Annotated in this window: 10 protein-coding genes and 1 tRNA gene; 6 read left to right on the top strand and 5 right to left on the bottom strand. The window is 41.9% G+C overall.

What is annotated here, in order from left to right:
* Window positions 1-60 precede the first annotated feature (60 nt).
* Window positions 61-1,119 carry a class I fructose-bisphosphate aldolase gene (locus OKW21_RS27800; RefSeq protein ID WP_277486119.1) on the top strand — a complete coding sequence of 353 codons (1,059 nt, stop codon included), beginning with the start codon at window positions 61-63 and terminating at the stop codon, window positions 1,117-1,119.
* A gap of 290 nt (window positions 1,120-1,409) precedes the next feature.
* The gene (locus tag OKW21_RS27795; RefSeq protein ID WP_277486115.1) at window positions 1,410-1,805 is read left to right on the top strand and encodes a BT0820 family HAD-type phosphatase; all 396 of its coding nucleotides are present in this window, start codon (window positions 1,410-1,412) and stop codon (window positions 1,803-1,805) included.
* A 5-nt stretch (window positions 1,806-1,810) separates the two neighbouring features.
* Here the strand turns inward: OKW21_RS27795 and OKW21_RS27790 are convergent, their stop codons facing one another.
* Window positions 1,811-2,947, bottom strand: a complete 1,137-nt coding sequence (locus OKW21_RS27790; RefSeq protein WP_277486113.1) for a BamA/TamA family outer membrane protein — start codon at window positions 2,945-2,947, stop codon at window positions 1,811-1,813.
* 28 nt (window positions 2,948-2,975) lie between these two features.
* Window positions 2,976-5,567: an AsmA-like C-terminal region-containing protein gene (locus OKW21_RS27785; protein ID WP_277486110.1), complete on the bottom strand. Its 2,592-nt coding sequence runs from the start codon at window positions 5,565-5,567 to the stop codon at window positions 2,976-2,978.
* Between the two features lie 222 nt (window positions 5,568-5,789).
* On the opposite strand from OKW21_RS27785, the gene OKW21_RS27780 reads away from it, so the two are divergent.
* Window positions 5,790-5,867, top strand: a tRNA-Val gene (locus OKW21_RS27780).
* 114 nt (window positions 5,868-5,981) lie between these two features.
* On the opposite strand, the gene OKW21_RS27775 is transcribed toward OKW21_RS27780, so the two are convergent.
* The 3 genes from OKW21_RS27775 to OKW21_RS27770 all read right to left on the bottom strand — a co-directional run bounded on the left by OKW21_RS27775 (window position 5,982) and on the right by OKW21_RS27770 (window position 7,319).
* Window positions 5,982-6,614, bottom strand: coding sequence for an ISAon1 family transposase (locus tag OKW21_RS27775; RefSeq protein WP_420870093.1), 633 nt, complete (start codon window positions 6,612-6,614; stop codon window positions 5,982-5,984).
* Window positions 6,587-6,895 (bottom strand): transposase, encoded by a 309-nt coding sequence (locus OKW21_RS32825; protein ID WP_420870092.1) that lies wholly within the window; start codon window positions 6,893-6,895, stop codon window positions 6,587-6,589. The genes OKW21_RS27775 and OKW21_RS32825 overlap by 28 nt, the downstream gene beginning before the upstream one ends.
* A gap of 61 nt (window positions 6,896-6,956) precedes the next feature.
* The gene (locus tag OKW21_RS27770; protein WP_277476278.1) at window positions 6,957-7,319 is read right to left on the bottom strand and encodes an ISAon1 family transposase N-terminal region protein; all 363 of its coding nucleotides are present in this window, start codon (window positions 7,317-7,319) and stop codon (window positions 6,957-6,959) included.
* Between the two features lie 294 nt (window positions 7,320-7,613).
* Between OKW21_RS27770 and OKW21_RS27765 the strand changes: the two genes are divergently transcribed.
* From OKW21_RS27765 to OKW21_RS27755, 3 genes are all read left to right on the top strand, one after another.
* Window positions 7,614-8,489 carry an alpha/beta hydrolase gene (locus tag OKW21_RS27765; RefSeq protein WP_277486109.1) on the top strand — a complete coding sequence of 292 codons (876 nt, stop codon included), beginning with the start codon at window positions 7,614-7,616 and terminating at the stop codon, window positions 8,487-8,489.
* 356 nt (window positions 8,490-8,845) lie between these two features.
* Entirely contained in the window at window positions 8,846-9,013 is a 168-nt protein-coding gene (locus tag OKW21_RS27760) for a hypothetical protein (protein WP_277486108.1), read from the top strand.
* A 279-nt stretch (window positions 9,014-9,292) separates the two neighbouring features.
* On the top strand, window positions 9,293-11,578 hold the full coding sequence (locus tag OKW21_RS27755) for a PAS domain-containing sensor histidine kinase (RefSeq protein WP_277486106.1): 2,286 nt from the start codon (window positions 9,293-9,295) through the stop codon (window positions 11,576-11,578).
* The last annotated feature ends 63 nt before the right edge of the window (window positions 11,579-11,641 follow it).

The raw sequence follows: 11,641 nt of genomic DNA, 5'->3' as shown, positions 1-11,641 counted from the left end.
CAAATTAGTCGATACTATACAGTGCTAAGACTGATCTTTTTAAACTAAAATTCAGAGACTATGCCAAGCGAAAAAATTATGCAATATCTGGGGAAAGATGCTGATGCTTTACTCAATCATACTTCCCAAACCTTCCCGAAAGAAAACATTCGTCAGCCTACACCTAACTACGTAGATGAGAGCTTCGGGCTTTCCAATCGTTCGCCACAGGTGCTGCGGAGTTTACAACAAATGTTTGACCATGGCAGATTAGGAGGTTCAGGCTATATTTCCATCCTGCCGGTTGACCAGGGGATAGAGCATACCGCAGGTGCTTCGTTCTCACCCAATCCCTTGTATTTTGATGGTGAAAATATCCTCAAACTCGCGATGGAAGGAGGCTGCAATGCGGTAGCTACAACTTTTGGCGTACTAGCTCAAAACGCCCGTAAGTACGCCCACAAAATTCCTTTCATCGTAAAAATCAACCATAATGAGCTGCTGACCTATCCTAACAAGTATGACCAGATCAAGTTTGGCTCGGTAAGAGATGCCTGGAACCTGGGAGCCGTAGCGGTAGGTGCTACCATTTATTTTGGATCAGAAGAGTCAAACCGGCAGATTCAGGAGGTCTCAGAAGCTTTTGAATATGCTCATGAATTAGGTATGGGTACCATTCTTTGGTGCTATACACGTAACAATGCCTTCAAAGAAGATGGAACAGATTACCATAATGCTACGGATGTAAGCAGCCAGGCCTGTCATATTGGGGTCACGATTCAGGCTGACCTCATCAAACAAAAGTTACCGGAAAATAATGAAGGCTTCAAAGCGCTTAATTTTGGTAAAACTCATCCTGATATGTACGAAAAGCTGAGTACTGATCATCCCATAGACCTTACCCGCTATATGGTGGCAAACTGCTATATGGGAAAGATTGGCCTTATCAATTCCGGTGGTGCTTCGTCCGGATCATCCGATACTAAAGACGCAGTAACTACTGCGGTAGTCAATAAAAGGGCAGGAGGCTTAGGGTTAATCATGGGGCGCAAAGCCTTTCAGCGACCTTTCAAAGAAGGGGTTGAAATATTGCAAACGATTCAGGATGTATATCTGGACAAAGATATTACATTGGCTTAAGTATATGAGCTTATTTTATCCGGTGTAAAATTGTATCACAAGGCTCGCTTTTTGTTTACAGGCAAACTAAGAAAGATTAAATCACGTTAAGCTGAAGTAATGGAGAAGGGTAAGTTTTTTTAAACTTGATTTATTCATAGATTTGTATTAAAAAGATTAAATTTATACGCAAAAAAAATAGGCTTTAAGCCTTTTTTGTTAAAAGCCAATTTCGGTTAAACGATGCCGAACAAAATGTTGAATACCTTCTTTAGCTCTATTTTTGCTCTGGTATAAAGTAAAATATTTATATGATAATAGCGGTAGATTTTGACGGAACCGTCGTAGAAGATGCATACCCAAAAATAGGCAAACCCCAGTTGTTTGCTTTCGAGACGCTCAAAGCCCTACATAAAGACCGGCATAAGCTCATATTGTGGACTTGTAGGAGGGGAAAAAGCCTGGAAGAAGCTGTGGAGTTTTGCCGGGAAAATGGTATAGAGTTTTATGCTGTTAATAGTAATTATCCCGGAGAAGTCCTGGATCCTGAGGATAGCCCTAAAATAGTAGCTGATATTTACATTGACGACCGTAACCTGGGTGGTTTTCCTGGCTGGAGTGAAGTGTGGAGAGTACTAAAGCCGGATGAAGACATGCGAATGCCAGAACCAAAATCTAAAGGTCTGTTAGGTAAAATCTTCGGATAGGTTTGTCAGAATGCTTCTGAGATGTTGATATAAAAGTTTTGCGTATCCTTTCCGAAGGCATAGTCAAAGCGTACGTTCAGGTTTTCATCCAGTAAAACGGAATAACGTACGCCCCCTCCCAGTGAATATTTAAGTTCTTTAAACCTAAAGCTATTGAGCTGAGGAGAAACATCTCCAACTCCCACAAAGGCAACGGCACTGAGCTTTTTCCATACTGCCATGCGATATTCGGCCTGCGTGGCTATAAACTTCTCATCCAGGTAGCGGCCCTGGTAATATCCCCGCATGATCATATCCCCGCCCAATGGAGCCAGTTCATTAAAGGGAACGTCTCCTCCGCTGATATAAGCATAAAGCTGCCATGCCAGTATATCGTTTCTTTTTTGAAACGGTGACCAATAGGTACGAAGATCAAGTTTACTCAGAGAGTACTCAAAATCACTGCCCAGCCAGGAGCGATGGACCTGGTGCTTAAACTCTGCCAGAACTCCGGTAGTGGTACTCATCAGGTTATTGCGGTTGTCGAACAGCAATCCAAAATTGAGTCCGGCAGCAGTATAAGCTTTACTTCCTATAGGCTGTTCGGTAGCCAAAAGCCCCCCTTCCTCCAAACCCAGAGCATAAGTCCGCTGGAAACGAATGCCTGCTCCGGCGTAAAGCTTGCCTGTTACATTACGATAAGTTAAATGCTCCATACTAAGCGTATTAATCTTGTAGAGCTCTTCATTTGACTCAGGTGTGTCATTACCAATACCATAATAAAAGAGGGGAAATTTCCGAAAATCCAGCTTCCCTTTATGGACGTACTTTTCACCTCGGCTGAAAACAGCGTAGGTAGGTGAAGCCGTAACCTGCTGGTTAAGCGTATAACGGGCCGAAAAAAAGAGGGAGGACGTACGGTCTTCAGGCAGGGCGTTTTTCATTTTAAATAAAATCACGCTGCCTAAACCAAACTGAACGCTGGTCTCAGGGGAATAGGCCAGGAGTGGAGCAATTACCCAACTGACCGGATAAGCTCCCGAATCAGGCTCCGTGGTACCAGAGAAAAAATCTATGATATTATCAGCAAGTCCGCTTAATGATTGTGCCTGTACAGCAGTAGTATAAAAAAAAAGAAGGGCAAATAGACAAATTTTACGCATGGGGCGCAAGATATAAAATACTAACTAATCAGGGCTTTCTGTTGGAAGATGACTGCTTATCCTCAAAGTCAAAATACTCATCTTCATCCAGTTCCAGCTGGTACTTGGGTTGGGTCCCTTTGTTGTGAATGGTTTGTTTTAACTCTTCCTTTTCGTTTTGCAGGTTATCTTTGAATTTGGTTTTGGCAGCCTGCATGTCATAACTGATCTTATAGTCATCTACAGTGCCCTCTGCTTTCAGGAAAAGCTGAAGTGGTGCGGCATCATCTTCCAGAATCTCTCCAAACTTTTGCTCACGGGCTTTAGCTTTTTCTCTTGCCGCAGCTCTGCGGATGCTGAATGTTTTCATGGGTACTTCAAAACGGTAGTCTATATGGTTGTCAAAAGTATGTACCCCCTCTATCCAGATTTCAGAAATGTTGGAGTTCACCTGCATACGCGGAATAAAAATTTTCTGATCATGGATACGAATGTGGTTGTTCAGTTCTGCAAAGCGAAGGCGAGAAAGGCTTTCTTCTTCCACAAAGCGAGCAAGTTTCTGCATGGGCTCAAAATTATTTAGCTTTCCTTCCCTTATGGTCGCCAGAATATCAACTTTCAAAGAAGGATAGTCTAGTTGCAAATGGTGGTCAAAAGTCATTTTCCAGTCTACATCAGCATATATTTTCCCTTCCAGATGTCGGGTGGTGAGAAAACTTTGCCCAAAATCTTCAAAAGTATAAAAGATGCTATCCGGCCTTAAATGCTCAAAAGCTGTGTTAGCATGTATGGTGATGAGATCGGGTCGGCGGGCGTTGACATTCGCTTGAGCAGTGACTATACCCCCAGCCGTTTGTATGGAAGACTGTTTAAGCTTAGCAATCTGATTATCTACTTCCAGTTTGCCTTTCAGGTTTCTGCCCCTGAATCTTCTGAACTTAATTTTTTTCACATGGCAGTCAAAAGCAAGCTGGAGTTTAGGATCTATTTCGAAGCGGTAAGGCTGTTTGTCCGTAACTTCCTGCCAATTGGCAGAATTGGAATTGGATAAAGTCTGACCGGAAAGCATTTCATCCATGTCAATTTGCCGTGAATACAGGTCTGCTTCAATGTGAACAGGCTGTGTGTCGGACAGCAGATAGGCAAAAGCATTGCGTAGCATACCATTAAGCACCATATGGCTATTACCCACATAGCCTTCCATATCACTAATAGATAAGTCATTTCCCTTAAACATGAGGTTGCCGTTCAGCTTTTGTATCGGTAGCCTATCAGCTTGCCAGCGTAAATCAATGTGGTGTAAGCTGATATCTCCGTTGCTTTTGATGCGCTGCCAGTAATTACGACTTTCTCCTTTCAGGTCTTTAAGCCAGCCACTGATCTCAAAATCGGCATCCACTTCACCCCGGGCGGCTTTTATTTCCTTAACAGGATAAAATGCGAAGAACGAATTGATATCCATATGGGTCTTGACCTGGCAACGAAGAAAGTAATCCTCAAAATTGCTTACTGTCAGACTTCCGCTAATGGGCCGGCCATCCAGTTGTCCTTGAATGTTTTGTAAGTCCAGCTGAGAGGTGCGAAAACTATGACCATTCCCATTGGTAAAACTGCCTTCAAGACTGATATTTTCCATTCTCTTCTGATAGTCGGGATGGTAAAAGGAAGCGTGATGTGCACCAAATTGTAACTCTACCAACGGGTCCTCTGTGCGGCTTACCTTCCCCTTGACAAGCCCTTCAAAGTAAGCGTCACCCTCACTCCGGTATGCACGCCATTGTTTTATCCTTGACTCAGGAAGCAGGGATAAAAGTGTCTGTAAATCCGTATGCTCCCCATGAATTTTAAGATCCACAAAATTATCGTTTGCCTGATCAACCAGTCCATGCAGCAGAAAATTACCAGAGCCCACAGCGATACGCGTAGTGTCAATTGTCAGATGTCGGTTAGCAAAATCATAGTATAGCTGGGTGGCGATTTGTAGCGACTTATCCTGAAAATATGCGTCAGAACCGATACGGATAAAATGACTCATCAAGTCTCCTTCAAGGGCAATATCATACTGCTCACCTACCACTTTAAGTTCGGCCTCTGCCCCCTGCGCCAACAATTTATGGTGTTGCCGCAACAGTAAATCTTCATAGCTCACCATGACATTTTTCAGATAAACTTTTTGTAACTGAAACTGAAGGGGGGCGGTATTACTTTGTTCGGTAGTGGTAGTTTCTCTCTTTTTGAATATGCTGTAATTGTTCTCTCCGTCTTCATGGATGGCCAACATCACTTCGCTATTTGTCAAATACACTTTGTCTATGACATACTCTCCCTGAATGAAGTGCCAAAGGTTAAAAGTAAAGTCTAACTGCTCTGCCTGAGCCAAGAGGCTATCCGTTTCGGAGCTAGTCTTTTGGGGCGCACTCCCCATAATTTTTACATCCTCGAGTGAGATCGCTATTTGAGGAAATTTTTCCCAGAGCGAGAGCCGTATATTTTCTACTTTTACAGGGGTCGCCAATAGCTGATTGGCCTGCGTAACAAAATGCTTAACTAGCTGATCCTGAAAAAGATGTGTCAGCAGGCTAGCGCCTGCCAAGAGAAGCGTAAAGCTGAAAAAAAGTACAAGAAATAACTTTCGGATCAAAGCAGTAAGTGGTTTATAAACATAACGGAAAGCTATGTTCAAATATGATACGCAATATTAATTATGGTGCAGCTTATTATGTTTAAAACCTTACACCAGAAGTACAGAAAAAGTTTAGTGTAAAAAAATAAAAAAGTAATCAGCGAGTACTTGTATTTCCAAAAATGACTATTACCTTTGCAGGACCTTTTGGAAAAGTACGTTTTCAGAAGGATAAATAATGGGTTCTTAGCTCAGTTGGTTTAGAGCACCTGCCTTACAAGCAGGGGGTCGTAGGTTCGAATCCTACAGGACCCACCAAAGCCAATCTTCACTGAAGATTGGCTTTTTTATTTCCTTTCAGCATAGCCTTATACTCATTCCAAGATCAAATCCCCATTTCGGATCAAGCAACAAATCTGGGGGACAGTAGTACTAAGCATAGATTTTGGAAAGTCTGTAGAGGAAGAAGCTAATGTTTCTCACCCCTCTGAACTGTGACCTGAAAGCTTTGATTTTGGCATTGAAAGATTCAGCAGCAGCATTAGTACTTCTTCTATCAAAGAAGTTTAAGATAGTTTTATAGTGTTGCTGAATGGTTCTAGAGACTGTATTGAAAGATTTAAAGCCAGCTTTTTCTACCTGATCATACCATCTGGCCAGTCTGGTGAAAGCGACACCTTTCTCTTTAGTGTTTTGGTATATATGTCCTAGCTTTTGAGCTAATTCATAAGCTTGCTCAAGCTGTGGATAGAGTTTGAACAGGATTTCTGCCCTGTGGACTTGGGAAGACGTCCATTTGCTTTTGTCCTTGAAGAGCAGGTACCTGCTCCTGACCAGTAGTTGTTTAGGAGTATCACCATTTTCTAACCTGTTGGCAACGAAGGTTCTGCCTACTTCTTTGCTCAATTCCATTTCTTGGTTCTCTTGCTCAATAGCTTCCCAGCGATAAGCTATCCTCATTTCCTGAACTGCTTCATAAGCCAGTTTTTGCACATGAAAACGATCGGTGACTAAAACAGCTTTGGTAAATGTCTTAGTCACGATCTGTTCCATACTGGCCCCCATGGAATGGCCGCCATGTCTAAGGTGACTTCTTTGACCAGCCTCCTTTTTTCTAATGGGATCTTTCTAAGCAGGATAGACTTTACTCGTTCACTGTTAGTACCCTTGATCATTGCAATAAGGCAGCCTTTATTCCCCCTGGCCGCTTTGTTGGTGATCACTGTGTAAAGTTCACCCTGTGAAACTGCTGTTTCATCAATAGTGATATATTCACCAACATTCTCAGGAAAAACAACATAATCCTCGGCATGCTCTAACTGATCCCAATGCCTGTAGTCACTCAAATGAGCAGCATATTGCTCTTCTAATAACTTGCCGTTTATATGGAAGTAGTTGCCTAAGCTTTTACAGCTTACCGGTGTGGTATCGATGCAATGCTTTTAAAAAAGACGCGAATTCCATAGTCATTCGCGTGCCCTGAGCCACCAATTCCCAGTTTCTAAAAACTACCTTTCCTGTATCTTCATTCCACCACCTTCTGCGTTTTACTTTCAGATAGCAGGCTTTACCGCGTATGGGAAAATCTTTTACAGTAATTTCTGCAAAATAGCCTTTGGAGATGAGGTTCTCACCTGCATATTCCTCCGGATGCTGGTTCTTCTCTGCTAAACTAATAGTGTAGCTCTCTTCTGTCTTTTCTACTGAAGTAACTTCAAAATAGTCAAGCATCCCATCCGGTAGAAACAAAGAAATGATAGCTTTATCCAATGATTCTTTTTGACGGCTAAATTATACCCTAACAACTTACCCCACAACTTTTAAGCTTGATCCGCCATTTCTGCGTACCTTGCTAGCGGAGCAATAAAACTTTGAGCTGCCTGTCCGGAATGAAAGCCTAAAATGATACAGCCCAAGGTCGACTGAGAGTTAGCTCAGTTGAGCTTCAATATTGTTATCTTTTGTGCCTGTTTCCTTTTTTAGCATGCCCTGAGATAAATTTACCGATATGTACTTTTGACATGTTAAGCACTAATTTATATCATTAAGTAAAAATCACCCAAGATGAAGATTTTTCAATTTTTTATTATTGTCCTCATGCTGATGCTAGGCACTATCTGTCTGGGGGCAAGTGTGGATACCTTAGAGGTAGACAGCAAGAGGATGCAGAGAAAAATCAAAACAGCGGTGGTGGTACCAGACAGTTATGATCAAGTGAACAGAGCATATCCGGTCTTATATCTACTGCACGGAGGTACTGGCAGTTATCGCGATTGGCATCATAAGACGCCAGATAAAAAACTATTGCATCGCATGGCCGATCAGTATAATATCATTATCGTCACACCAGATGGAGGAGCTACCAGCTATTATTTTGACAGCCCTCTGGATCAAGTCAGTCAGTATGAAACCTTTATCTCACAAGAAGTAGTAGAAAAAATAGACAGCACCTACCGTACTGTAAAAGACCGGAAAGGCAGAGCGATTGCTGGTTTGTCAATGGGAGGGCATGGTGCTTTCTTTATTGCTGCTCGTCACCCCAGGCTGTATTGTGCTGCTGGAAGCATGAGTGGAGTAATGAATATCAATACTGCTACCTGGAAGGTACCGGAGGAATTTGCCCAACTACGGGCTAAAAATTTTGCCAAACTGTTGGGGCCTGCAGAAGCCTCTGATCTACCTTATTCCAATTATACTGTGGTAGGTATGATCGATCAGATGAAAGATAATGATGTAAAGTTGAAATTTGATTGCGGTGTAGATGATTTTCTGATTGATACCAACCGTGACCTGCATCAAAAGTTACTAACTGAGCAGGTGCCTCACGAATATACTGAGCGTCCCGGCAGTCACAGCTGGGAGTACTGGCAAAATGCTTTGCCTTATCACATTCTATTTGCGCATGAAATATTTAAGGAAAATGGTGTAGCTATACCATAGCAGCTATTTCATAAAAAATTTAAATATTTCCTGTTACAACAATTAATACCTATGAAACAAAAAAACTTATTATTGTTACAGATTGTTCTCTTAGTCCCTGTTTGACCTGGTGCTGAGACAGCGCAATGATAAAACTGATATCCAGAGCAAAACCGGAATAGACTACTCCATCTCGATACCAATTGTAATAAAGAAAGTAAGAGGATAATCTCTCAATGGTACCTATATTTTAAATGAATTTTTTATGAGCAGGCAGAGCGCTTTATGTCTGCCAAAAGCGGAAATCTGAGGAGGTGTTCACAGCGCTGCGGCTTACGAATCAGTTCGTCCGATTGCAAACACTGCATAAGTAAACGATGAATTTGAAATTCCTTTTTAGTATAACAGAGGCTACCATAATGGAGAATGTCTGGACAGATGCAAAGTCCTCGGAAGAAAAACCTCCTGTGCTTGTCTGGCTATATGGTTTTACAAGTGGCAAAAGTGGTGCGTCCATTTACGACGGAGAAGCCATTAGCCAGTGAAACGGCTCTAAATTTGTTGTATGCCAAAAGAATAGAAAAATTAGCAGTACGCTAAAAGTTAGTGGTTACTCATATTAGGTCATATTGCTCAGTGGTTAAATAAAATTTGATCGTACTTTTGTAAAGCCAAATGAGATTTTCGTAAGGAGAAAATTATCATTTCTGATGAAGACCTACATATTTGAGCTGGTGTTTACTATCTCAACAAGATAACTCTCCTTTTAAAACCATTATTATAATCAGTAAATTGAAAGCTGCATTTGGTAAAATTTGCACTATATGGAATCAAGACAGTTGGAAAACAGTGAGAAAATATCTGAGATTCAGATTAACGCTGTTTATCAATTTATAGGATTACTTTCTCCTGAAGGTATTGTGGTGGAGGTAAACCAGACAGCCCTCTTCTTTGCCGGACTAGAAGCCGATGATGTGATTGGTAAACCTGTTTGGGAAACTTACTGGTGGAATTATTCCGAAGAGGTACAGGAGCAGTTAAAGCATGCCATAGCAAATGCAGCCTCAGGTAAGCTTATTAGGTATGAAGTAGAAGTGAGGGGAGAAAAGGATAAAAGAATAACAGTTGATTTTTCTCTTGAGCCCATTTTTGATACTCATGGAAATGTAATATGGATATTACCTGAAGGTCGTGATATTACTGCCCAGAAGTATGAGCAGGAAGTCAAAGAGCTAGAGTACCAAAAGCTTCAGGCATCACACAATATGCTGAAAAGCATCATTAACAGTACCTCCGATCTGATAGGAGCAATTGACAGTAACTATAATTTTACGCTGTTCAATGATGCTTATCGGAAAGAAATTCATAAGCTTTTTGGAGTTGAGGTAGCCCAGGGCATGAAAATGCACCAGGTTGTCAAAAATCACCCCGAATACCTGGAGGATGCCTTGTCCTTATGGGGGAATGCCCTTAGCGGTGACTCCTTTACCGTCACGAGAATGTATCATCATCTTGAAGGATACCCGGTATATTATGAGTATACCTTCAATCCTATCTATGATCAAGAGGGAAAAGTCAGCGGAGCTGTACAGGTAATCCGTAACCAGACAGAGAGGATAATGGCAGAGCAGGAGATAAAAGACATGAATGAAATTGTACTACTGGCCGAGGTTATCCCCCAAAAAGTATGGAGCTCAAAACCCGATGGAAAGAATGATTACGTAAACAATCGTTTCCTGACGTATACAGGGCTGACTTTTGAGCAAATGATGGGGGCTGGCTGGGAGAAAATGGTTCACCCCGACGATTTGCCAAAGGCCTTACAAAAGTGGGTTGAAAGCCTACAAACCGGCAAAACCTATGAAGTAGAGTATCGCCTCCGAAATAAAGATGGTGAGTACCTATGGCATCTGGGGCGTAGTATTCCGATGCGAGATAACAAAGGGGAAATCATTAAGTGGATGGGAACGGCTACCAATATCCACAAAAGAAAACTTCTTGAACAGGCTGTCAAAGAAAAAGTAGAAGAGTTTGAGTTTTTAATAGATTTCATCCCCCACATTGTCTGGAAAGCGTTGCCCGATGGGGAGGTAGTGTTTTACAATAAGCAATGGTTTAAGTTTACAGGTATTTCTCAGGAGGAAGGAGCAAAGGGCCTATGGAAAATGAGCCCTCACCCTGAGGATCGTGAGCGCACGCTGGAAGCCTGGAACAAAAGTGTAGAAACAGGTGAAAACTATCATATAGAGCACAGAATAGCAGGAAAAGATGGTATATATCGATGGATGCAGTCACGTGCCCTACCGCTCAAAGACCATCAAGATAATATCTTAATGTGGTACGGAACGGCAACTGACATTCATGATGAAAAAAACTACCTGGAAGAGCTGGTGTGGATACAAAAGCAGCTACATGAAAGAAATAAAGAACTGACCCGGATTAACGTAGACCTGGATAATTTTGTATATACCGCTTCACATGATTTGCGCACCCCTATCCTCAACCTGGCCAGCCTGCTGAGTTTATTGCAGGAAGAACTGGAGGCGAAGGAAGAAGAGGATACGCCCACAGCCATCTTAAATATGATGAAGCAGTCTATCGACAGGCTGGAAAAAACCATCAACGAGCTTTCGGAAATTGCTAAGCTTCAGAAAGAAAAAGAAAACATTGAAGAAGTGTCTTTTCAGGAAATGTACGAAGAAGTATACCACGACCTGAAACATATGATTGAAAAAACCGGCGCGGAAGTACATACAGATTTTCAGCGAAGCCATATTTATTATCCTCCTAAGCACCTGCGCAGCGTGCTTTATAACCTTTTCTCCAATGCAGTAAAATATGCTGCTCCTAAAAGGAAGCCGCTTATCAAAATCGGTACCCATACCAAAGAAAATAAAATCTGTCTCACTGTGGAAGATAATGGTTTAGGCCTGGACAAAAGGCAGCAGAACAAACTCTTCCAGATGTTTACCCGCATCCATACCCATGTAGAAGGTACAGGAGTAGGCTTATATATGATCAAGCGAATTGTGGAAAACAATGGCGGAAATATATCTGTGGAAAGTGAGCCAGAAAGAGGGACCACCTTTACAGTTTGCTTTAAGGCGTAATGATGATTGTATGGGGTTAACCAGTGCAGTTGATTTCCCATCTACTAAAAAGCTAATCTGACA

The organism is Catalinimonas alkaloidigena (genome assembly GCF_029504655.1).
GTDB classification, from domain to species: Bacteria; Bacteroidota; Bacteroidia; order Cytophagales; family Cyclobacteriaceae; genus Catalinimonas; species Catalinimonas alkaloidigena.
The sequence above is the reverse complement of the archived record's forward strand: the minus strand, read 5'-3'. Positions and strand labels throughout refer to the sequence as shown.

Bases quoted from the DNA above. Each gene is read 5' to 3' on its own strand.
- OKW21_RS27800 (WP_277486119.1), top strand. From the start codon at position 61: ATGCCAAGCGAAAAAATTATGCAATATCTGGGGAAAGATGCTGATGCT.
- OKW21_RS27795 (WP_277486115.1), top strand. From the start codon at position 1,410: ATGATAATAGCGGTAGATTTTGACGGAACCGTCGTAGAAGATGCATAC.
- OKW21_RS27790 (WP_277486113.1), bottom strand. From the start codon at position 2,947: ATGCGTAAAATTTGTCTATTTGCCCTTCTTTTTTTTTATACTACTGCT.
- OKW21_RS27775 (WP_420870093.1), bottom strand. From the start codon at position 6,614: ATGGGGGCCAGTATGGAACAGATCGTGACTAAGACATTTACCAAAGCT.
- OKW21_RS27765 (WP_277486109.1), top strand. From the start codon at position 7,614: ATGAAGATTTTTCAATTTTTTATTATTGTCCTCATGCTGATGCTAGGC.
- OKW21_RS27760 (WP_277486108.1), top strand. From the start codon at position 8,846: ATGAATTTGAAATTCCTTTTTAGTATAACAGAGGCTACCATAATGGAG.
- OKW21_RS27755 (WP_277486106.1), top strand. From the start codon at position 9,293: ATGGAATCAAGACAGTTGGAAAACAGTGAGAAAATATCTGAGATTCAG.